This window comes from Pseudarthrobacter sp. NPDC058119 (assembly GCF_042884655.1).
Taxonomy (GTDB): domain Bacteria; phylum Actinomycetota; class Actinomycetes; order Actinomycetales; family Micrococcaceae; genus Arthrobacter.
Window position 1 is genome coordinate 257,643 of record NZ_JBHVTN010000004.1, and the last position, 21,344, is coordinate 278,986.

21 protein-coding genes are annotated in these 21,344 nt (G+C 66.9%); 8 read left to right on the forward strand and 13 right to left on the reverse strand.

Features of this window, described 5'->3' with window-relative positions; genetic code table 11:
• Nucleotides 1-2: 2 nt before the first annotated feature.
• Nucleotides 3-923, forward strand: a complete 921-nt coding sequence (locus tag ACFVTD_RS11190; RefSeq protein ID WP_387562389.1) for a diacylglycerol/lipid kinase family protein — start codon at nucleotides 3-5, stop codon at nucleotides 921-923.
• Nucleotides 924-945: 22 nt separating this feature from the next.
• Here ACFVTD_RS11190 and ACFVTD_RS11195 read toward each other — a convergent pair whose 3' ends face one another.
• From ACFVTD_RS11195 to ACFVTD_RS11220, 6 genes are all read right to left on the reverse strand, one after another.
• Complete coding sequence (locus tag ACFVTD_RS11195) at nucleotides 946-1,671, reverse strand: Asp/Glu racemase (RefSeq protein WP_387562392.1); 726 nt, start codon at nucleotides 1,669-1,671, stop codon at nucleotides 946-948.
• A 10-nt stretch (nucleotides 1,672-1,681) separates the two neighbouring features.
• Entirely contained in the window at nucleotides 1,682-3,106 is a 1,425-nt protein-coding gene (locus tag ACFVTD_RS11200) for an amidohydrolase family protein (RefSeq protein WP_387562395.1), read from the reverse strand.
• Between the two features lie 31 nt (nucleotides 3,107-3,137).
• Nucleotides 3,138-3,926 (reverse strand): aspartate/glutamate racemase family protein, encoded by a 789-nt coding sequence (locus ACFVTD_RS11205; protein WP_387562398.1) that lies wholly within the window; start codon nucleotides 3,924-3,926, stop codon nucleotides 3,138-3,140.
• Nucleotides 3,923-4,606: a GntR family transcriptional regulator gene (locus tag ACFVTD_RS11210; protein WP_387562401.1), complete on the reverse strand. Its 684-nt coding sequence runs from the start codon at nucleotides 4,604-4,606 to the stop codon at nucleotides 3,923-3,925. The genes ACFVTD_RS11205 and ACFVTD_RS11210 overlap by 4 nt, the downstream gene beginning before the upstream one ends.
• 79 nt (nucleotides 4,607-4,685) lie before the next feature.
• On the reverse strand, nucleotides 4,686-6,044 hold the full coding sequence (locus tag ACFVTD_RS11215; protein ID WP_387562404.1) for an MFS transporter: 1,359 nt from the start codon (nucleotides 6,042-6,044) through the stop codon (nucleotides 4,686-4,688).
• 249 nt (nucleotides 6,045-6,293) lie between these two features.
• The gene (locus ACFVTD_RS11220; RefSeq protein ID WP_387562407.1) at nucleotides 6,294-7,130 is read right to left on the reverse strand and encodes an ACT domain-containing protein; all 837 of its coding nucleotides are present in this window, start codon (nucleotides 7,128-7,130) and stop codon (nucleotides 6,294-6,296) included.
• 158 nt (nucleotides 7,131-7,288) lie between these two features.
• Here ACFVTD_RS11220 and ACFVTD_RS11225 point away from each other — a divergent pair, with 158 nt between their 5' ends.
• The 3 genes from ACFVTD_RS11225 (at nucleotide 7,289) to ACFVTD_RS11235 (ending at nucleotide 10,505) form a co-directional block, all read left to right on the forward strand.
• Complete coding sequence (locus ACFVTD_RS11225) at nucleotides 7,289-8,365, forward strand: FUSC family protein (protein WP_387562688.1); 1,077 nt, start codon at nucleotides 7,289-7,291, stop codon at nucleotides 8,363-8,365.
• 75 nt (nucleotides 8,366-8,440) lie between these two features.
• Nucleotides 8,441-9,184, forward strand: coding sequence for an IclR family transcriptional regulator (locus ACFVTD_RS11230; protein WP_387562410.1), 744 nt, complete (start codon nucleotides 8,441-8,443; stop codon nucleotides 9,182-9,184).
• 133 nt (nucleotides 9,185-9,317) lie between these two features.
• The gene (locus tag ACFVTD_RS11235) at nucleotides 9,318-10,505 is read left to right on the forward strand and encodes a 4-hydroxybenzoate 3-monooxygenase (protein ID WP_387562413.1); all 1,188 of its coding nucleotides are present in this window, start codon (nucleotides 9,318-9,320) and stop codon (nucleotides 10,503-10,505) included.
• 40 nt (nucleotides 10,506-10,545) lie between these two features.
• Here the strand turns inward: ACFVTD_RS11235 and ACFVTD_RS11240 are convergent, their stop codons facing one another.
• On the reverse strand, nucleotides 10,546-11,085 hold the full coding sequence (locus ACFVTD_RS11240; protein WP_387562416.1) for a TetR/AcrR family transcriptional regulator: 540 nt from the start codon (nucleotides 11,083-11,085) through the stop codon (nucleotides 10,546-10,548).
• A gap of 57 nt (nucleotides 11,086-11,142) precedes the next feature.
• Between ACFVTD_RS11240 and ACFVTD_RS11245 the strand changes: the two genes are divergently transcribed.
• A complete protein-coding gene (locus ACFVTD_RS11245; RefSeq protein ID WP_387562419.1) occupies nucleotides 11,143-12,198 on the forward strand; it encodes an FAD-dependent monooxygenase in 1,056 nt (351 codons plus the stop codon).
• Here the strand turns inward: ACFVTD_RS11245 and ACFVTD_RS11250 are convergent, their stop codons facing one another.
• The 4 genes from ACFVTD_RS11250 to ACFVTD_RS11265 form a co-directional block, all read right to left on the reverse strand.
• A complete protein-coding gene (locus tag ACFVTD_RS11250) occupies nucleotides 12,199-14,022 on the reverse strand; it encodes an ABC transporter permease (RefSeq protein ID WP_387562422.1) in 1,824 nt (607 codons plus the stop codon).
• A complete protein-coding gene (locus tag ACFVTD_RS11255; RefSeq protein ID WP_387562424.1) occupies nucleotides 14,019-15,083 on the reverse strand; it encodes an ABC transporter ATP-binding protein in 1,065 nt (354 codons plus the stop codon). The genes ACFVTD_RS11250 and ACFVTD_RS11255 overlap by 4 nt, the downstream gene beginning before the upstream one ends.
• 47 nt (nucleotides 15,084-15,130) lie before the next feature.
• Entirely contained in the window at nucleotides 15,131-16,207 is a 1,077-nt protein-coding gene (locus tag ACFVTD_RS11260) for an extracellular solute-binding protein (protein WP_387562427.1), read from the reverse strand.
• Nucleotides 16,208-16,424: 217 nt separating this feature from the next.
• Nucleotides 16,425-16,928, reverse strand: coding sequence for a GNAT family N-acetyltransferase (locus tag ACFVTD_RS11265; RefSeq protein WP_387562430.1), 504 nt, complete (start codon nucleotides 16,926-16,928; stop codon nucleotides 16,425-16,427).
• A 156-nt stretch (nucleotides 16,929-17,084) separates the two neighbouring features.
• Here ACFVTD_RS11265 and ACFVTD_RS11270 point away from each other — a divergent pair, with 156 nt between their 5' ends.
• From ACFVTD_RS11270 to ACFVTD_RS11280, 3 genes are all read left to right on the forward strand, one after another.
• Entirely contained in the window at nucleotides 17,085-17,597 is a 513-nt protein-coding gene (locus tag ACFVTD_RS11270) for a MarR family winged helix-turn-helix transcriptional regulator (RefSeq protein ID WP_387562433.1), read from the forward strand.
• Nucleotides 17,598-17,715: 118 nt separating this feature from the next.
• A complete protein-coding gene (locus ACFVTD_RS11275) occupies nucleotides 17,716-17,991 on the forward strand; it encodes a hypothetical protein (protein WP_387562436.1) in 276 nt (91 codons plus the stop codon).
• Nucleotides 17,988-18,944: a serine/threonine-protein kinase gene (locus ACFVTD_RS11280; RefSeq protein ID WP_387562439.1), complete on the forward strand. Its 957-nt coding sequence runs from the start codon at nucleotides 17,988-17,990 to the stop codon at nucleotides 18,942-18,944. The genes ACFVTD_RS11275 and ACFVTD_RS11280 overlap by 4 nt, the downstream gene beginning before the upstream one ends.
• On the opposite strand, the gene ACFVTD_RS11285 is transcribed toward ACFVTD_RS11280, so the two are convergent.
• Both ACFVTD_RS11285 and purB read right to left on the reverse strand, forming a co-directional pair.
• Nucleotides 18,941-19,615 carry a histidine phosphatase family protein gene (locus ACFVTD_RS11285; protein ID WP_387562442.1) on the reverse strand — a complete coding sequence of 225 codons (675 nt, stop codon included), beginning with the start codon at nucleotides 19,613-19,615 and terminating at the stop codon, nucleotides 18,941-18,943. The genes ACFVTD_RS11280 and ACFVTD_RS11285 overlap by 4 nt on opposite strands.
• A 142-nt stretch (nucleotides 19,616-19,757) precedes the next feature.
• Nucleotides 19,758-21,200, reverse strand: coding sequence for an adenylosuccinate lyase (purB, locus tag ACFVTD_RS11290; protein ID WP_387562445.1), 1,443 nt, complete (start codon nucleotides 21,198-21,200; stop codon nucleotides 19,758-19,760).
• Nucleotides 21,201-21,344: the final 144 nt, after the last annotated feature.

A 21,344-nucleotide genomic window follows, 5' to 3' on the forward strand; every position in this document is an offset into this window, starting at 1 on the left:
CCATGACTGAGACCAGCTCCACTTCGCCCAAACGTGCCGCCATCATCGTCAATCCCGCCAAGCCGGTGGACATCGACGTGCGCGGTCTGGTGGCCAGGCACTGCGTGGAAAACGGCTGGGGCGAACCCATTTGGCTGGAGACCACCAAGGAGGACCCCGGCGTGGGCCAGGCCAAGGAAGCGCTGGCCCAGGGCGCGGACATCGTCATCGCGGCCGGCGGCGACGGTACCGTCCGCTGCGTCGCCGAGGTCCTGGCCGGCGGGGACACCCCCATGGGCCTGCTGCCCCTGGGGACCGGCAACCTGCTGGCCCGCAACCTGGGCCTGGACGTGACCGATTACGACGCCGCCATGGCCGGGGCCCTGATCGGTACCGAACGGAAGATTGACGTGGTCCGCGCGCGGCGCAACGACCCGGACAAGGAACAGGTGTTCCTGGTCATGGCCGGCGTCGGATATGACGCCACCATCATGGCGGACACCAATGAGGACCTGAAGGACAAGGTGGGCTGGCTGGCCTACGTGGACGCCGGGATCCGCAACCTGCCCGGCAAGCCGGTCAAGGCCACCGTGGTGATCGACGGCAAGGACGTGGTGCACCGCGGTGTCCGCAGCGTGATGGTGGGCAACTGCGGCAAGGTCCAGGGCGGCCTGGAAATCTTCCCCGACGCCAAAGTGGACGATGGCCTCCTGGACATTGCCGTGCTGGCACCCCACCACGGCAAGCTGGGCTGGCTGTCCGTGCTGGCCGGCATCATCGGCCGGGGCAGGAATAAGGACACCGCGGTGGAGTACTTCCAGGGCAAGACCGTGGAGATCACCCTTGAGCACAATGACGACTACCAGCTGGACGGCGACCACGAAGGCGAGGGCAAGCACGTCCTGATGACCATGGAGCCCGGAGCCCTGACCCTGCGGATGTAGGGACCACGGACGGCGGGGGCGGTTACGCCAGCAGCCTGCCCCAGCGCGGATCCAGCAGTGGTGCGCCTGCCAGCTTCAGGGCCTGCCACAGCGTCACCGCCACGGAATCCAGCACCGCTACACCGGTGGCGTGCTCGATCTCTGCCGTGATGTTGGCCCCGTACAGGTTGGTGCACAGGTACACCAGCGCGTCGGGAGCCGCGGCGGCGAGTTCCAGGGAGCCGGGACGCATCTCGTCGTCGGTGACCCGGGCAAAGGACTCGTTGTCGCTCAGGCCCAACGCCCGGTGGTCCACCGTCTTGATGCCCTCGCGCTCATAGGAGGCGATGACCTGGTGGTTCACGTCCTCCGTGTAGGGCGTGAAGAGGCCGATCCGTTCGGTGCCGAAAGCCCGGAAGGCCTCAAGGTAGGCGAGCGTGGAGGTGGTGGCAGGGATGCCTGTGGCGGCCGTGATCCCAGCGGCCAGTTCCTGGTCGTGCGCCGAACCCAGCCATGAACCCGAGGTGCCGTTCCACGCAATCACGTCCACGTCCGCCGTCGCCAGCAGCTTTGCTGCCTCCTGCATGACGGCCGGGTCGAACTGGCGGTCGGACGAGTCGTCCAGGGCGATGCGGGTGACCGGGATCCGGGTGAAGTGCACGGTGACATCCGTGCGGCTGCCCAGGATGCGGTAGGTCTGGGGTTCCAGGCAGGTGTTGGAGGACGGCACGATCATGCCGATCCTGCGGGGGCGGGTGCTTGCAGTCATTCGTGGGCTCCTAGAGGGCGGCGGGGAGGAGGGTGGCCTCGTGGGCGGACTGGTGCTCCCGGAAGCCGTTGCGGTTGATGAAGCGGCCGGCGGCGCCCGGATCGTGGAAGCCGTCCGCGTCCAGGACCACGCGCCCGTTGGAAATCACGACGGCGGGCCAGCCCGTGAGTGCCTTCCCGTCGAAGGGCGAGAAGTCGGTCCCCATGTGCAGGCCAGCGCCGTTGACCGTGCGTTCCTCGGCGGGATCGAAGATGACCAGGTCGGCGTCGAAGCCCTCGGCGATGCGGCCCTTGCCGGGGACGGCGTTGATCCGCGCGGGCTCGGACGCGAATGCGCTGACGAACTGCTCAACGGTGGCGCCGGCGGAGGTCATCGTGGTGAACGTGACGGGCATCCGCGTTTCCACGCCGGGCAAACCATGGGGCATGGCGCGCACGTCATCGGTGCGCTCGCGCTTCTGGGACAGGTCATAGCAGGAGTGGTCCGAGGACATGGTGTGGATGGCCCCGGACACCAGGCGCTCCTTGAGGGCGGCCACGGTTTCCGGGCTGCGCATGGGCGGGCAGCAGGCGAACCACTCGGGGAAGGTGGAGGCATAGACGGTGTCGTCCAGTGTGACGTAGTGCGGGCAGGTTTCGGAGTACGCCTCAAACCCGCGTTCCCGTGCCTGGGAGACCAGGTCCACCGCTCCGGGCGTGGACTGGTGCACGAAGTAGACCGGTGCCCCCGTGTATTCGGCCATGGTCAGTGTCTCCTTCACCGAGATCTCCTCGGCCAGTTCGGGCCGGGTCCGGTGCAGGTGTTCGATCCCGATCAGGCCGTCCTGGGCGTGCTGTTCGGTGCAGTCGGCAATGATGGGATCGTGCTCGGCGTGGATGTAGGCGAGCCCGTCCAGCCGCACCATCTCGCGCATCACTTTCAGGATGGTTCCGCCCTCGGCCATGGTGGTGCCGCGGTTGGTGGTGTACATCTTCACCGAGCGGACACCCTCCGCAGCCAGCTGCTCCAGCTGCCATGGCACGGTCTCGTCCCAGCTGATGACGGCGCCGTGCAGGGCCACGTCGCAGCGTGACTGGGTGGCGAGTTCCTTCTTGTGCAGGACGGCGGCCAGCGGGGTTTCCTGGGCATCACGGGGGATGCCGAAGTCGATGATGGTGGTGGTGCCGCCCCACAGTGCTGCCGTGGAGGTGGTCCGGTAGTCGTCGAGGGTGCGGAACCGCCCGGTCACCTGGGCAACATGGCAGTGGCCGTCCACGCCGCCGGGGATCACGAGCTTGCCCGTGGCGTCGATGGTGCGGTCCGCCGCGGGTACGGGCCCGGCGGCGTCCGCGAGGGCTGCGATCTGCCCGTTGGTGACCACGATGTGGGCTTTCCGACGGCCGGTGCTGTTGACGACGGTGGCGTTGGAAATGACGAGGTCTCGCTGGTGGGACATCGGTGTCCTCCTGGGGTTTGGGTCGTGTGGTTCAGGCCGTGGGCTGGGGTGTGCCGGCGCGTTCCTGGCGGGCGGCGAGGGCCGCGTCCAGGTTGCCGGACAGTCCCTTGCGGTCCTTGGCCGGGGGCGGCGCGAAAGCGCCGGAGCGGTGGGTGCCTGACTGCAGGGCGGCCACCGCCTCGGCCATCCGGATGCCGGCCGAAATGCCGTCGACCACGGGCACGGGGATCTGTCCGCGGAGCTCCCGGGCAAGTCCGGCCAGCGGTGCACCGGCCAGGATGACGACGTCGGCGCCGTCCTCTGCCACGGCCTGCCGGCTCAGTGCCAGCAGGGTTTCCCGGAAGTCCTCCTGGACGGAGGCGATGCTGGGAAGGGAGTCGTTGATGGAGCGGATGGAGGCCAGCCGGCCGGACAGGCCGAACCGCTCCACGCACTCGCGGTACCAGGGTTTGATCCGGTCCGAAATGGCAATGATGGAGAAGCGGTGGCCCTGCAGGGCCGCGCCGCACAGCGCGGCCTCGGTGATGCCGATGACGGGAACGTCCGCCAGTTCTTTCAGGGCAGGCATGCCTGGATCGCCGAAGGCGGCGACCACCACGGCATCCACGGGGTCTGCTCCGGGGCGGGTGTGTTCGGCGATGATTTCGGCCACCGCGCCGGCGGCGATGAGGGATTCGAAACGGGTCTCGATGTATTCGACGCCGTGGGCGGCGGTACGGACCAGCAGTTCAGTGCCGGGTGAGGCGGAGCGGAGCGCCTCGGATTCGATCAGCGCGGTGACATCGGCGCTGATGTTGGGGTTGATGACCAGGAGTTTCATTTTCTCTTCCGGTGGAATTCTGGTTCGGTTTTTTGGAAGTCCTCGGGGAACTGGTCCCGGTACTTTCCAATGTGGGAGGCGGACTGGGCGGCTGCCTTGTCCGGGTCCCCGCTGGCAATGGCGGCGTAGAGCTCGCGGTGTTCTCGGATGAGTTCGGGCAGGTCGCTGACGTGCCGGAACAGCCAGTGCATCCGTCCCTGGAGGGGTTCCAGGGCGGACTTGAGGAAGTTGTTGTCCGCGATGCCGGTGATGGCGTCGTGGAACTCGCTGTTTGAGCGGTGGGCCTCCATGACCGAACCCTTGGCCAGGAACGCCTCCGCGTTGTCCAGCAGCCGCTTGAGGTAGGCAAGGTCGTCCTTGGTGGCCCGCTTGGCTGCAAGCCGGCAAGCCAGGACCTCCAGGGACTGGCGGACGTCGAAAAGGTCCTCCACGTCCTTCGGGCTAAGGCTGCTGACTTCGGCGCCGCGGGCACCGCGGTCGCTGATCAGGCCTTCCTGTCGCAGCATGCGAAGGGCTTCGCGGACCGGCAGCCGTGATACGGAGAATTCGGCTGCCAGGTCCCGCTCCACCAACCGCGTGCCGGGAGCGTAGTGTCCTTCGAAAATCCGGGTGCGGAGGGTGTCCCGGACAGTCTCGCGGAGGGGGCGGTCCTTGTCCTGGGTCTCTTCTGCGGTCAGCATGATGCTCCATTCGGATTCTTGTTCGGCACTGCTCCCGGCTGCGGGGGCGTTGTTTGCAGGTTTCCCTGCGAGGGTCAGCTTAGACAGGAAGCCGCTTGTTGTAGTTCAGGGTAAGGACTGATGCGCCCATGATCACCGCGGAACCCACGAAGTACAGCAGCGCCCAGGTGTAGGAGCCGGTGGCTCCGACGATGAGGCCGACGACGATGGGGGTGACGAAGCCGGAGATGTTGCCGCTGAGGTTCATGGCACCGCCCAGGACGCCTGCGTTGGTGCGGCCGCCCAGGATGGCGGGGATGCTCCAGAACAGGCCCACCCAGCGCAGGAAGAACAGGACCACGGAGAGCAGGACCACGGCGGTGGTGGCGTCGGGGACCACGGTGACGCCCACCAGGCCGGCAACGACAATGGCGCTGGAGATGCCGAGCAGGGTCCGCATGACCAGGTTGGCGGAGGCGCCGGAGGCGCGCCACTTGTCGGCGATGGTGCCGCCGATAATTTCGCCGACGAACCCTGCGCCGAAGATCACCAGCGTGGACCAGCCGATGGTCTTCAGGTCGAAGCCCTTGGCCTGGGCCAGGTACAGGGGACCCCACGTCAGCAGGCCGTAAAAGACACCGTTGAAGCCCAGCCAGCCCAGGCACATGGCCCAGAAGGAACGGAACTTCAGGTAGGGGAGCAGGCCGCGCTTGCCCTTGCTGCCGTCCACGGCTGCTTCGGCGTCCTCGGCCTGGTGCGAGGCTTCGATGTAGGAGGCTTCGGCGTCGTTGACACCCCGGTGCTGGCGGGGGTTATCCCGGACATACCACCAAACCGCAAGGCCCATGAGTACGGTGGCAGCGCCTGCAATGACGAAGGCCCAGCGCCAACTGCCGGTGGAGGCGATGAGTCCGGCGATGATGATGCCGCCCAGGCCTGCGCCCAGGGGCGCGCCTGCGTCGAGGATGGTTGCGCCGCGGCCGCGTTCGGACTTGTGCATCCAGATGGCATTGAGCTTGCCGCCGGCAGGCATCACGCCGGCCTCGGTCACGCCAATTCCCAGGCGGGCGATGAACATGCTCAGGAAGCCGCCGGCCATGCCGGAAGCCGCCGTCGCCGCGCCCCAGCCGAGGCAGGAGGCGGTCATGACCTTGCGGGGACCGAACTTGTCGATCAGCCAGCCGACGGGAACCTGCATCAGGGCGTAGGTCCAGAAGAAGGCGGACAGCAGCAGGCCCACCAGTTCGGGCGCCAGGTTGAATTCCTTTTGGATGATGGGCAGCGCCACGGAGATGGATCCGCGGTCGATGTAGTTGACGGACACGAGCACCAGGAGCAGCAGGAAGAGTTTCCAGCGGACGGCAGTGCGCCGTTGCGTGCCGCCCTTTCCGGATTGTTCACGGGTCAGTGGCGTGGCCTCGTCTGACGTGGCCGCTGTTTCAGTGTTTGGGATGGACACAGCTTCTCCTTCACGGGGAAGTTTACGGATGGGGAGGGTTTTGCGGTGCGTGATAGGCGTCGGCAGGGTTGGACCTGCTGGCCGGAAAAGTGGCCGCCGGACGATCCGGAGCGTCGAGCGGTGCCCTTTTTTGGGATCCCAATTTGGGATCCCAAAATCAAAGGTAGAAGTGACTCCCGCCACTGTCAAGGGTTTTGTCCGTCCTGATGCGCCGGCTGGCCTGCCAACGGATTGTGACTGGACGTGGGTCTATGCCGGGGAATCCGTCCGGCGGTGCGAGAGGATCTCGGCAAGCTCCGCAAGGCGGTGCGCACGGGCCGATTCGGCCGGGGTGAACGGCTCGCCGGGCCGGGAGAAGGTGACGGGGCCGTGCCATGCCGTGGGGATCTTAAGCCGGGTCCCGTCGTCGGACCCTTTGGTGCCGGCGTCCGACGGCGGAACGATGCCCGCATGCAGCAGCTCGGCCACCGCCAGGGGTAGTTCGTCCGGGGCGGCCGCGATCCTCGACGCCAGGCTCAGCGCCCTGGTCTGTCCGTCAGCCATGGCCAGTGCGGTGGTGGGCCACACGTGCGGCTGGCTCCCGCCGCCGTCGGACAGCGCCGCCAGCAATTCACGCTCACTCACGGTGCCCGGGGCGGAGAGCACGAACTCGTCCAGGACTCCGCCCGGTGCCGGGTGGACGTGGATGCCAAGGATGTTCGCATCCAGCCTGGCCAAAGCCCGCGTGATCCGCTGCAGCGACCCGGGCTCGTCCCGGAGCAGTGTCCGCGCCCGCCACAGCGACGGTGCCGCTGCCAGCCTCCGGCGGTGACGCAGTGCCGGCGCGTGCAGCCAGCTGCGAAGGACCCGGGCGGCGGACGGCTCGGCCACCCAGATCACCAGGACCGTGGCGGTGAGCGTCAGCACCAGCACCTTGGCCACGTAAGGGAGGTGGGCCTCCACCACAAGGGCGTGCACCAGAAGCTCGATGGGCAGCATCGCAGCGACGTTGGCCAAGGTCAGCCGGGCCTTGGGCGGCTCCGGCATCCGGCCGCAGACTTCGCAGCTCAGTTCGGCGGCAGGCGTGTTGCGCGGAGTGCGGGTCATGACTCAAGCATCAGCCTGCGCTGTTTCCGCCGCATTGCCTCCTGATTCCATTCATGGGAACGTGTTGGCCGGTTTCGGAGGCCTCCGGCGTAGGATTTACCAGGAACGTCAGCGCGGCCGCCACCCCGGAATCCACCCCCAAGGAAGGCGCTGCCCCCGTGAAGATGCTTGCTGAGATGTTCAGCATCGCCCCCGGCAACAAAGACCACCACCCGGCAATAAGGTGCGCCGTCGGCGTCTTCGTCCCCCTGATTACACTGGTGCTGCTGGGCAGGCTGGACCTTGCGATCTTCGCGTCGTTCGGAGCCTTCACTGGAATCTATGGCCGCGGCGAGCCGCACGCCGTGCGCTTTGTGCTGCAGCTGCGGGCCGGGCTGCTGATGCTGCTGGTCATCTTCCTGGCCGCCCTCGCGGCCCGCATGGGTCCTGCCTGGGGCCTGGATGCCGCCGCCCACACGTGGCTGCTGGTCCTGGCCACCACGCTGGTGGCGGGCGCCTGCTCGGTGGCGATTTCCTGGCTGCGGCTGCGCCCGGCCGGCTCCCTGTTCCACATTTTTGCGTTCGCCGCCATCGCCTCCATCCCCAACCAGCCGCCGCTGTGGGAAGGCATGCTGGTTGCGGTCCTGACCACCATGTTCGCGCTGCTCGTCGGCTTCTCGTCAAGGATCCTTCCCAGCCACCGCACCCCCTGGACCAGGCCTCCCCGCATCCGGCGCACCCCCGCTGAGAAGCGGACGGCGTGGCTCGAGGGCTTCGGCTACCTGGTGGCGGCGGGCCTGGCCGGGTCGCTGGCCACCTGGGCAGGAAGCCGGCTCGGCTTTGGCCACAACTACTGGGCGATGGTGGCCGCCGTGGTTCCCCTCGTGGGCCACAGCACCAGGCACCGGGTGCGCCGCGGCATCCAAAGAATCATCGGGACCGTGCTCGGCCTGCTGGTCCTGGCTGCCGTCCTGCTCGTGGGGCTGCAGCCCTGGCAGACCGTGCTGGTCATGGCGCTCTGCCAGTTCGGCGCCGAGCTGTTCATCATCCGCCAGTACCTTCTCGCGCAGGTGTTCGTCACGCCGCTGGCGCTGGTGTCCACGCTCCTGGTGGTCCCCGCCTCGGCGTCCATCCTGTTGCGGGACCGCATCGTCGAGACCGTCATCGGCGCCGCCGTCGGCATCGTGGTTGTACTGGCTCCTGGTGCGTGGCGCCGGCTGCGCCCCGGCGGGACCGGCATCTCTGCTGCGGCCTGACCGCCACCCGGCCGTCGGCCTCCGTCCGCCCGGCCGCGGTACGCTGGACTTCCCGTTCAACGGAAGGCGGCGGCAGTGGCAAACTCAAACTCGGGCGATTCGGTGGTGGACCGGATTGTGCGGCTGATCTCTGCCTTCCCGCAGGACGTTGCCGATCTCCGGTTGTCGGAGCTTGCCGAGCGTGCAGGCCTCCCACTGACCACTGCACACCGGCTGGTGGGCCAGCTGGCCGGCCACGGGCTCCTGGAAACCGCCCCCGGCGGCATCGTCCGCCCGGGCCTCCGGCTGTGGGAGCTGGTGAACCGTACCTCGCCCGCCCTGGCGCTGCGGCAGGCGGCCATGCCCTTCATGGAGGACATCCAACAGGTCCTGAACCAGAACGTGAACCTGGCAGTACTGGACGGCTGGGAGGCGTTGTTCGTCGAACGCCTCTCCCGGCGCGGGTCGGTCGCCAACCGGGCCCAGGTGGCCGGCAGGATGCCCATCCACATTTCGTCCGCCGGGCTGGCGCTCATGGCCCACCAGGACAGGGCCCTGCAGGGTGAGTATCTCGCCCAGTTCCACGATCCGTACGGCAAGCTGGTTGCCGACGACGTCCGTACCCTGCTCGCCGATACCTCGCGGCAGGGCTTCGCGCAGCTGAAGGGCGTGGTCGATCCGGACACGTGGGGCATCGCCGTGCCCGTCCTGAACCGCCGCCAGCGCGCGGTGGCATCCCTCGGCGTCGTGGTTCCGCTGCGGGAAATGCGGCTGCGGGCGCTGGTTCCTGCCCTGCAAACGGCGGCCCGCGGCATTGCGAGGGGCCTGGCTGACGCCTGACCACCCGCCCGGACTGGATGCCGCAATCCGTTGAATGGAATACCTGTAACGCTGGTCACCCGCCCTGCCGCACACTGAAAGCCAGGCATCCATTCGGCCCCTTCCCGGGCCCGCAACGAAGCGAGAAGCAGCCATGGCACGAAAGATCATCACCACCCAGGTAGCCATCATGGGAGGCGGTCCGGCGGGGCTGATGCTCTCCCACCTGCTGGCAAAGGCCGGCATCGAGTCCACGGTGATCGAGATCCGCAGCCACGAGGAGATCTCCCACACGGTCCGTGCCGGCATCCTGGAGCATGGGACCGTCAACCTGCTGGTGGACAGCGGGGTCTCCGACCGGGTGCTGCGCGACGGCGACCGGCACGACGGCATCGAGCTGCGCTTCAACAACGAGAGCCACCGCATCGACTTCAAGGACCTCGTAGGCGAGTCCGTATGGCTGTACCCGCAGACGGACGTCTTCCTGGACCTCGCCGCACGCCGGAAGGACGACGGCGGCGACGTCCGCTACAGCGTCACCGACACCACCGTCCATGACCTGGAAGGCAAGCCGAAAGTCTGGTTCACCGACCCCGACGGCGTTGAATACGAGATCCAGGCAGACTTCCTGGTGGGCGCGGACGGCTCGCGCAGCCACTGCCGGTTCCAGATTCCGGAGGCCCACCGCAAGTGGTACTTCCACGAATACCCCTTCGCCTGGTTCGGCATCCTGGCCGAGGCGCCGCGCAGCTCCGACGAACTGATCTACGCCAACTCGGCCAACGGCTTCGCCCTGATCAGCCAGCGCACGGAGACGGTCCAGCGGATGTACTTCCAGTGCGATCCCAAGGAGAACGTGGCGGAATGGGATGACGACCGGATCTGGGCGGAATTCCGCAGCCGCGTCAACGGCAACGGCTTCGAACTCAAGGAAGGCCCGGTCCTGGAAAAGATGGTGCTGCCGTTCCGCAGCTTCGTCCACACTCCCATGCGCCACGGCAACCTGTTCCTGGCCGGCGATGCTGCGCACACCGTGCCGCCCACCGGCGCCAAGGGCCTGAACCTGGCCATCAACGACGTCAAGTTCCTTTTTGAAGGGCTGGACAGCCACTACAACTCCGGCTCGGACCGGCTCCTGGACACCTACAGCGACCGCGCCCTGGACCGGGTGTGGAAGGCCCAGCAGTTCTCCTACTGGATGACCACCATGCTGCACACCCCGGCCGACGCGGACGACTTCTCCCGCGCCCGCCAGCTCGGCGAACTGAACTCCGTGGTCTCCTCCCGCCACGGCAAGGCCTACCTGGCCGAGGCATACACGGGCTGGCCCGCTTCGGCCTAAAGGGGCGGGGGAAGTACGACGGCGGCCGGCTGGGCGGGGCTCAATTGCCCACCAGCCGCCGGACGGCCGCCGCGATGGCGGCAGGGTCGGGCTGTTCGTCACGCCTGACGGTGAGCAGGTGCAGCAGCACCCCGTCGCCGTAGTCGGCCACGTCCCGGGCCCGGGCCTTCGCATCCTGGACACCCAGCGCGGCAAGGGCGTGTTCCAGGCCGCCCACCAGCTGGAAGTGGCCGGCCGTCACGGAATCGGGCTTGTCCAGGGAAAGCGCCAGCCGGGCCCGGGTCAGGCCTCCGTGCCTGCCGGCAAGCATCACCACCATGGAGGCGAGCTGGTTTGCCAGTTCAGTGGCATCCTTTGGCGGACCGGCAGGTCCCTGCTCGCGGAGGAGCGCGGCGTCCAGCTCGAGCAGCCGGTCCAGGACGGCGTCAACCAGAGCGGCGCGGTTGCGGTAGTAGTTGGACGTAGTGCCTTCCGACAGGCCGGCGGCGGTATCCACGGCCCGGTGGGTGAGGCCCTTCATGCCCTTCTCCGCCACCACGGCCAGGGCAGCGTCAAGCAACAGGGTGCGTCGGTCCGGCATGGAATCAGTGTAATGGGACCCCTTTCAGTTTACTACAAAAGTAGTAAAATGGCGTGCATGGAAACGATCACGATCGTTGGCGGCGGCATCGCCGGCCTGGCCCTAGCGGCAGCCCTGGACCCCAGCCGCTTCCACGTGACGGTCTACGAGAAACGGCCGGAGCTGCCCTCGGTCGGCACGGTGTTGGCCATGTGGCCCAACGCCCAGCGGGCGCTGGCGCGGGTGGGAATCCTCGCGCAGGCGCGGGAGGTGAGCCCCGTCCTTGGCAGTGGTTCTATCCGCAACGCGGCAGGCGAACCGTGGATGACAGTCAACGGCGGTGAGCTGTTCGGGATATCCAGGGTGGACCTGCTGCGGCTCCTCGAGTCAGCCGTTCCTCGTAGCGTTTCCAGGGTCACAAGGCACCTGCGGGAGCTACCCGCCGAGGCAGGGCTGGTAGTAGGTGCAGACGGTGTCCACAGCGCAGTCCGCCGCCAGGTTTGGGGCGCCGCTGTAGATGCCAGGGTGACATCCTGCCTCGCGCTGCGGGGCACCATTCCGGCGCCCGTGGATCCCGATGCAGTAGGGGAGTATTGGGGGAAAGGTGACCTTTTCGGGATCGCAGCCTCCCCTGGGGGAACCAACTGGTACGCCAGCTGGCGTTCCGACCTGGGCCCCTCCGGCATCGATGTTGAACTGGCCCTGGAGCAAGCGCGGCAGCGTTTCGCAGGCCACGCTCCGGCTATCCGGCAGGTGCTCGTCGCCACAGTTCCGGAGCTCTCACTCGCGCAGCGGATCTGGACCACGCCGCCTCTGCGGTCCTACGTCAGAGGCGCCGCCGTGCTGGTGGGCGATGCAGCACACGCCATGACTCCAAACCTTGGCCGCGGGGCCTGTGAATCCCTTGTTGACGCTGTGACCTTGGCGGACCTGTTGAACACCCTTCCCCAGGAGAGGGCGCTAGCCGCCTATAGCCGGCAGCGCCGGCTGCGGACCCAGGCGCTGAGCCGGGCATCGGCAGCCATGATGCGTGTTGCCCTGGCAGACCGTGCCCAGCCGCTGCGTGACCGCCTGCTCAGCCTGGCCCGACGGCGGAACGCGCGGACCGCCGTCGGCAGCGGTTCGGGGAGATAGTCAGCGGACGGCGGCGGCCGGGCGCGTGGCGTCGTCCCCGCCAGGCGCCTGTGCGTCGGGAAGTCCGGCGCCGGGCACCTGCGGGGCGGGCGCGGCCGCGGGCAGCCGCTTCCTGCCCTTCCGCCGGCCGGACCTGCCGTACACGAGATACATCGTCACCCCGGTGATGACCATGAGGAGCACCGTATAGACGAAGGTGTTTGCGATTCCCTCCGTGCCTTCGGCTCCGTCGGTGTTGGCCTTGATCACCAGGCCCAGCGGCTGCACCAGCGGATGGGCCAGGAAGATGGCGGTGTCGTAATCGTCCAGCAGGCTGTTGAAATTCAGGGCCGTGATGGCTGCCGCCGCCGGAAGCACCAGGGGCAGGAGGATCCGGCGGAAGACATACAGCGTCTTGGCACCCATGATGGCGGCAGCCTCCTCCAGGGAAGAGTTCACGGCCGCAAAGGACGCCTTGAGCATCCTGAGGGTGAACGGGATCTTCACCGTGACGAAGGCGATGAGCAGGATGACCGTTGTCCCGGTAAGGACGGCGCCGCCCACCAGGGGATTGGGATGGTCGTAGCTGACAATCAGGCCCAGGGCCAGCAACGCCGACGGCAGGATCCACGGGATGTGCAGCAGGTACTCAAACGTTGAGGCCACCCAGTTTTTGTACTTCTGCAGGAGCCTGGCCACGAAGAGCAGGCCGCCGACCGCAATGACCGCCGCCAGGGCGCTGTACACCACACTGACGATGAACGGCCGGAGCCCGGACTGCTGGGTGAGGACGCGGATGTAGTTGTCCAGTGTCAGGTTGGAAAACGAGAGCTGTCCGGTCTGGATGGCTGCGCCGTCGGCAAATGAATACAGCACGATCAGCACCACGGGAAGGGTGTAGACGGCAAAGAGAAGATAGGCGACGGCGTGCACGGCCACGTTCGCGACGGGGTTGGCGATGTCCTGTTTCTGGAGCTCGGAGGAGACCTTTGACACCGAAAAGTAGGTACCGCCCTTCTCCAGCCGGGACATGACGGCGAGCATCACCATGGTGGCCAGGCCAAGGATCACGGCCAGCAGCGCTGCCAGGTCACGTGAGGTGGGGCTGTTGGTGAACGTCAGGATCATCGGGGTGATGGTCTGGAAATCGCGGCCGCCCAGCACTTGCGGGGCGCTGAGGGCGCCCAGGCCGGTGAGGAAGGACAGGATGGTGACGGCGAACAGCGTGGGCTTGAGCATGGGCAGGACAATGCGGCGCAGGATGGTCCACGTGGAGGCGCCAAGGTTCCGCGCGGCCTCGATGGTCTGGTAGTCGATGCCTTTGAGGGCGTTGGCAACGAACAGCATGTGGTTGGTGGTGGTGGCAAAGGTCATGACCGCCAGCACGGCAAAGAACCCGGAAAACCAGCCGGGGTCCATCCCGGGGAAAACCCGGACCAACAGCGACGTGGCAATGCCCTTGTCCCCGTAGATGAATTTGTACCCCGCCGCCAGCACGATGCCGCCGTAGATGAAGGTGGAGGCATAGCCTAGGAACAGGATCCTCGAGCCGCGGATCCTGAAGTAATGCGTCACCAGGACGATGAAGACGCCCACCAGGTTGACCGTGACGGACAGTGCCACGGCCAGCAGGAAGCTGTTGCCCAGTGCCTTCATGGCCCGCTGCGAGGAGAACAGCTTCTCCGCGGCGCGGCCCGAAAAGCTGCCGTCAGGGAAGAAAGTGGCGATCAGGATGTTCACGTTGGGCCATACCAGGAACGCGGCAATGAACCAGGTGAGGATGACCCCCACCACCAGGACGAACGGGGAGCGGGCCATGCTCCGCACCGGGTTGTTGGCGCTCATGGCAGGGCAACTGCCCGGTCCCGTGCCAGTGCGGCACCGGTTTCGGGATGGTACTGCAGGATGTGCCCGGGCTGGACGTAAACCGTTGCGGCCGTCCCGGCCCCAGGGTGCGCACCGCCGTCTTCCCGGACCAGGAGGCGGATGTCCGCGCCGTGGCTGCGGACCACATAGCGGCTGTGCAGGCCGTGGTAGGTTCGGGATACCACGGTGGCGGGAAGCCCGACGGCGGTCCCTCCGTCCGTGGGCCGGTCCAGTGAGGCCTTTTCCACGCGCAGGTAGGACCTGGCGTCCGTGCTGAGGCCGGCCCCGGAAAGCCGGTTGACCTCCGCCACAAAGTCCGGCGTCAGGGCTGAGCTGTCGCCAATGAAATTGCAGACGAACTCCGTGGCGGCTTGATCGTAGATGTCCTGGGGCGTCCCAACCTGTTCCACCACTCCCTTGTTGAAGACCGCCACCCGGTCGCTCATGGCCAGGGCCTCATCCTGGTCGTGGGTGACGTACACGGTGGTGATGCCGAACTCGCTCTGCAGGTCCTTGAGCTGCTGGCGCAGCTGGTGCCGGAGCTTGGCATCCAGGTTGGATAACGGCTCGTCCAGCAGCAGGATCTTGGGCCGCAGCACCAGGGCACGGGCAACAGCCACGCGCTGCTGCTGGCCGCCGGACAGCTCTGCCACGTTCTTCGCCAGCTGCTCGTCACTGAGTTCCACGCGCCGTGCAATGTCGCGCACCAGGCGGTCGCTGTCGGCAGGCTTTTCCTTCCGGACCCGGAGCCCGAAGGCGATGTTCTCCCATACGCTCATGCTCGGGAACAGGGCATAGTTCTGGAACACCATGCCCACCTGCCGCTTGTCGCTCGGAAGGCGGGTCACGTCCTTCCCGTCCACCCGGACCGTACCCCTGGCCGGCTGGATGAAGCCGGCCAGGGTGCGCAGCGCCGTCGTCTTTCCACAGCCGGAGGGTCCCAGGAGGGTGAAGAATTCGCCTGGCTGGACATGCAGGTCCAGGTGCGGAATGGCGGTGAAATCGCCAAAGGTAACTTCGATGTTTTCCAAGCGGATCATGGCAACCCTGTCTGATGGAACGCGGAAACGGCGGCTGGCAGGACGGGTTACGTCATGTATTCGAGCTCGATCTTCTCCACCCACGCGCCCATGTTCTTCTGCACGAAGTTCCAGTCGATGTCCTGCTGCTTCAGTCCGGCAAAGAAGTCCACCACCTCGGGGTTGGCCTTCGCCTGGGCGCCCTTGTTCACCGGCATGGAGTTGAATTTTTGGGCAAACTCGCCCTGCACCTCTGCGCTGCCGAACCAGTCGATGAACTTCTGCGCCTGGTCCTTCTTCTTGGTCCCCTTCACCAGCGCGATCTGCTCCACGGCAAGCGGGACCCCCACAGAGGGAGTGACGGTATCCACGTTCACTTTGAAGGACTTTTCACGGTCGGCAATGATCGAGGACGGCATCTGGCCCATGTCCACGTCGCCGGAGGCGATGCGGGCAAACAGGTCGGTCTTGGCCACTGCGGGGCTGCCGTTCTTGAAGTACTGCTCAACCTGCTTCCAGCCGTCGTCGGAAATCCCCAAATCCCCGGAGTCGTCCCGGTACCGCGAAAGGATGCCGGCGAAGACCAGCTGCGCCGTTGCGGTGCCCAGGCCGGTGACCCGCTCATAGCGGCTCTTGAACTCGTCCTTGGTCCACAGGTCCGTCCAGTCCTTTGGCGCGGCGTCCTTGGAGATCTTGTCCGAGTTATAGCCGAGGAGGATGGCCTGCTTCACCAGGGGCCAGTACGTCTCCCCGTCGCCCAGGCCCTTGTCCACCTCGCCGGCCCACGCCGGCTGGTATGCCTCCAGCGCGCCCTCGTTCTTGACCTGGGAAAAGTACATGTTGTTCAGGCCGAACGCGACGTCGGCGATGGGGTTGTTCTTCTCCGCAATGAGCTTGTTGGTGGCATCGGCGCCGCCGGCTCCCACGATCTCGATCTTGAACCCGGCGTCCGCCGCCTTGGCGGCCAGCCAGTCGCCCCGGCCCTCGCCGTTGGAGTTGGTGTAGACCACCAGGGTGTCCCCGGACGCTCCCGCGGGAGCTCCAGAGGCTTCACCGGTCGACGCGGGCGGGGTGCTGCCCCCGCCGCAGCCGGCGAGGAGGGTGGCGGCAACGGCGGCGGCAACCAAAGTCTGCAATTTACGCACGATCAGGACTCATTTCTGGGCTGGAATCAGAGCATGTCCGCACAGCCTATAGCCGGACATGGCAAAAACCGGGCTGTTATAGCTATCGATTCGATAAACAGCCCGGCTTCCCACTTTGGACCTGTCGGGAAAACGATTGGGGCCTTCGGCGTAAACCGGAAGGAAACGTTGGCGTCCAACAGCAGGGCCCAGGCAGGGCCCCGCTTCGGGACGGGCGCTAGGCCATGGCGGTCTGCGCGGCGCTGTGGGCGTTGATGCGCTTGGCGTAGCAGCGCGAGTGCTCCACACCGGCGTACGGCCCGAAGTTCGGGATCGGCTCGAATCCCGAATTTTCGTAGAAGTTCCGGCCGTCGGGCTGGGCAGACCCGGCCTCGGCCTTGATCCGGGTAATGCCCTGGCTGAACGCCTCAGCCTCAAGGGCCGCGAGGATGGAGCTGGCCACCCCGGAGCCCCGGGTGTACGGCAGCACATAGAGCCGCTTGATTTCGGCGGTTGTTCCGTCCAGGAGCCGCAGGCCGCCGCAACCCACCGGTTGCCCGGATCCTTTGTCGTACGCCACCAGGAAGACGGCGCAGTCGGCGCCCGACGGCGGCGGCCCGGGTTCGTGGTCGGGCCGGCCGAAGCGCGCGTCGAGTTCTGCCTGCTGTGCGCGGCGAAGGTCGGCGCCCACGGGGTTGGACCAGGAGACCTGCCGAATGTTGAGCCTGGGATTGGTCTGCATATCTGCCTCGATTCGCCGGAGGGGTATGCCTGACAAGGCTAGGCGTGGCGGGTTACGCAGGTGTTTCCTCGCGGTTAGCACCCGGATAATCTCCCGCGGCAGATCATCAGCTGACTTACTTGGCAGTCTAGTTACCAGTTGGTCTAAAATGATGGCATGGTTTCTATGGGCAACGAGGGATCCGGCTACTGGTACGGACCCGACGGGCAACTGGACTACAGCGCGGCGGTATTGAAGGCCCTCCGCGATTACCGCGCAGCCGAGACCGAGATCCGCCGCAACACCAGGGACTCCATGGGCATGGGCGAAACGGACATTCTCGCCCTGCGGTACCTCCTGAGGGTCCAGGCCTCGGGCAAGCAGGTTGTCCCCAAGGATCTCAGCCGGTTCCTCAATATTACTAGCGCTTCCACTACTTCGCTGATCGACCGCCTGGTGGCCAGTGGGCATGTCCGCCGCGAGGCGCACCCGTCGGACCGTCGTTCTGTGGTGGTGGTCCCCACCGTGGAGTCTGACAAGGAGGTCCGGGAGACGCTCGGTGCCATGCATCGCCGCATGATGGCAGTTGCGGAAGGCCTGAGTGCCGAGGAGGCGCGCATCGTGGTCGACTTCCTGCAGTGCATGACCGAGTCGCTGCAGCTTCGGGAAGAAGAATTAAAAATTCACTAGGCTGACTAGCTAGTTCCCCTAGTTATATGTAAGCTTACGATTGTTCCCGAAGTTGCTTCCCAACGGAGTCGTGAGTGTGTTGGTCTCTTACACCGAAGTTCCACCGCGTAAACCCACCATGGGTGTGACCCTTCCGGATGCCCGCACGGACCTGACGCGATCCACCCTGGACGGCACCACAGCGCCGCAGGGAAACAGCCCGGTCCACTGCGGTAACCCGATGCAGCTCGTGACGCCGGCGCTGGGGTGGGAGCGTGCCAGCTACACCTTTGCCCCGACTGCCCCGGTAGGCAATGAGCTTCCGCCCGTGTGGCGCTGCGCCTGCGGGTTCCAGCTCGACGCCTGGACCACCGGCCCCCGCGGCCCGCGTCCTTCCGCCGCCCTCTCCGCATGAGTGCCAACGGATCGGAGGCTGCGGCGCCGGCGCATTCGTTGCTGGCAAGCGGAGTGCCCCTTGCCGGCCGGTACCAGGTGAGGGAACGCCTGGGCAGGGGATCCGCGGCCGAAGTGTTTCGCGCGGAGGACCTGGAAGGCGGTCCGGACGTTGCGGTGAAGATTGCGGCGGCCGGCGGCCGGAAGCAGCACCAGCGCATCCGGAATGAAGCCGCCGCCCTGGCCCGCTTCAGCCATCCGTCCATCGTGAGCCTGGTGGACCAAGGCGTGGTGGCAGGCAGCGGTTCCCACGCCGGGCGGCCGTACCTCGTGGAGGAACTGGCCCTTGGCGCCAGCTTCGCCGAAGTCATCCGCGCGGAACGCCCGGGGTCCGGTGATGTGGCACTTTGGGCCCGCGGCCTCTTCGGTGCGCTCGCCCACCTGCATGCGGGCGGGCTGGTGCACCGCGACATCAAACCCGCGAACCTGATGCTCAGCGGCCTGCGGAGAAGTCCCGTCCGGATCATCGATTTCGGCATAGCCGCTGCCACCGGTTCGGCGCCCGAGCCCGGCGTTTCGTCCGGGACAGTGCACTATATGAGTCCCGAGCAGGCTTCCGGCGGCACCGTGGCGCCCTCCTGGGACGTGTACTCCATGGGGCTTGTCCTGCTGGAGCTCCTCACCGGCACCAAAGCCTTTCCGGGCACCGCCATCGAATCCCTGGTGGCCCGCACCCTGCGGTCACCGGATGTCCCGGAGTACCTCGGGGACTGGGTCCCCCTGCTGCGGTCCCTGACGGCCATGGACCCCACGGAACGGCCGACGGCGGGAGAGGCCGCAGCGATGGCGGCGCGGCTGATTCCCGGGGTCCCGGCCGTCCGCCGGGGCATGCCCGCGGTGCGCGGCCGCGCGGACGCGGGCCCATGTCCTGCCGCGCGGGCATTGCCTTTCCGGCGCCACCGGCAGCAGGCCTAGGGGGCAGCTGCGTCCCGGCCCGTCGGGTCCTCGGCTGCAGGGTCCGCCAGGGCGAGGCCGCCCACAGGGCTGCCTTCCCAATGGATCAGCTTCCAGCCGGTGTCCGGGTCACCCTCCAGCGCCACGATTCCGGTATTGGCCAGCACGTGCCTGGCGGCGAATTCGTGGTCGATGCCGTCGGCCCGCAGGCCCGCCCAGGTCCTGATGGCCGCACCATGGCTCACCACTGCCACCGTGCCGTGCTGCCCGGATGCCCTGTCCACCACCCTGGCGATCGCGGCGTCGAACCGGTCAAAGAACGCGTGCCCGTTGGGTCCTGCGGGCATCCGGTTGTCCAGTTCACCTGCAGCCCAGGAAATGACCGTTCCCATGTAGCGTTTATGCGACTCGTGGTCCGTGAGCTTCTCCAGCGCTCCGGCCTCGATTTCGTGCAGCCCTTCCAGCACCGTGGTTTCCAGGCCATGGAGCCTGCCCAGGGGTGCCGCGGTGATCTGGGTGCGGATCAGCGTGGAAGCGTAGAGGGCGCCGATGGGTTCGTTGACCAGCGACCGCGCCATAGCCTCTGCCTGCCGCTCGCCCAGTTCGGTGAGGCCCGGTCCCGGGTGGTCGGTATCCAGCTGGCCCAGCACGTTTCCGGGGGTTTCGCCGTGGCGGATCAGGAGCAACTTCATAACCCCAGTTTCCCACTCCGCCGCGGTGCTGCCGAAACGCCTGCACCCGCGTCCGGGAGGCACGCCCCGCCCGGATAAACGAACGGCGCCGGACCCTCCCGGGCCCGGCGCCGCCGTCGTACGTTCCTGCCCTTGGTGGGGCTTACTTCAGGTGGTCCACCAGCTGGTCCGCGATGCCGGTGTACTTGCCGGGCGTGAGGGCCAGGAGGCGTGCCTCAGCCTCGGCGGAGAGGCCCAGGCCCTGCACGAACTCCTGCATGCGCGCAGCGTCCACGCGCTGGCCGCGGGTGAGGTCCTTGAGGCGTTCATAGGGGTTTTCCATGCCTTCGACGCCGGCAATCGCCTCGGCGCGCATGACCATCTGGATGGCCTCGCCCAGGACCTCCCAGTTGGTGTCCAGGTCCGCTGCCAGGACGTCTTCGGCCACATCCAGGCGTTCCAGGCCCTTGGCCACGTTGGAGATGGCCAGCAGGGAGTGCCCGAAGGCGACGCCGATGTTGCGCTGGCTGGAGGAATCGGTGAGGTCCCGCTGCCAGCGGGAGGTCACCAGGGTGGAGCCCAGGACATCGAGCAGGCCGGAGGAGATCTCCAGGTTTGCCTCGGCGTTTTCGAAGCGGATGGGGTTGACCTTGTGCGGCATCGTGGATGAGCCGGTGGCGCCCGCGACGGGGATCTGCGCGAAGTAGCCAATGGAGATGTAGCTCCAGATGTCCGTGCAGACGTTGTGCAGGATCCGGTTGAAGCGCGCGACGTCCGCGTAGAGCTCGGCCTGCCAGTCGTGGCTTTCGATCTGCGTGGTGAGCGGGTTCCAGGTCAGGCCCAGTCCCTCCACGAAGGACTCGGAAACCTGCTGCCAGTCGGCGCCGGGAACGGACGCCACATGGGCCGCGTAGGTGCCGGTGGCCCCGTTGATCTTGCCCAGGTATTCGGTCTTGGCGATCCGGTCCAGCTGACGGGTCAGGCGGTGCGCGATGACTGCCAGTTCCTTGCCCAGGGTGGTGGGGGTGGCCGGCTGCCCGTGGGTGCGGGACAGCATGGGAACGGCACGGTTGTCCTCGGCCATCTTGCTGATCTGCGCCACCAGGGCGCGGGCTGCCGGCAGCCACACGTCCTCGACGGCACCCTTGACGCCCAAAGCGTAGGACAGGTTGTTGATGTCCTCGGACGTGCAGCCGAAGTGGACCATAGCGGTCAGGTTCTCGATGCCGATTCCGGGAAGGCGCCGGCCGATGTAGTACTCCACGGCCTTCACGTCGTGCACGGTCACGGCTTCGATCTCAGCCAGTTCGGCGACGGATGCGGCGTCGAATTCGGTGACGATGGCGCGGAGCTGGTCCTGCTGCTCCGTGCTCAGGGGGCCGGCGCCGGGGAGGACGTTGTTGCTGGTCAGGTGGATGAGCCATTCCACTTCGACGGCCACACGGTCCCGGTTCAGGGCGGCCTCGGACAGGTAGTCAACGAGGGGCGCGACGGCGGACTGGTAACGGCCGTCCAAGGGTCCAAGCGCGATCTTTTCCGACGACGCGGCGAGGGCCAGGCGTCCTGAGGGCGTACGGGTGTCAGCTGTGGCGGCAGTTTCAGGCATGAGCTGATTCTTTCATGAAGTCCGGCGCCGCCTTAAGCGTGGTGGTCCACGTTACTTGTCCACATAGCCGACGGCGGCGCTTACGCGGCCAGGGCCAGATGCCTAGCGTGGGGAGCGGCAAGGTTGGGACGGATTATCCGGCCG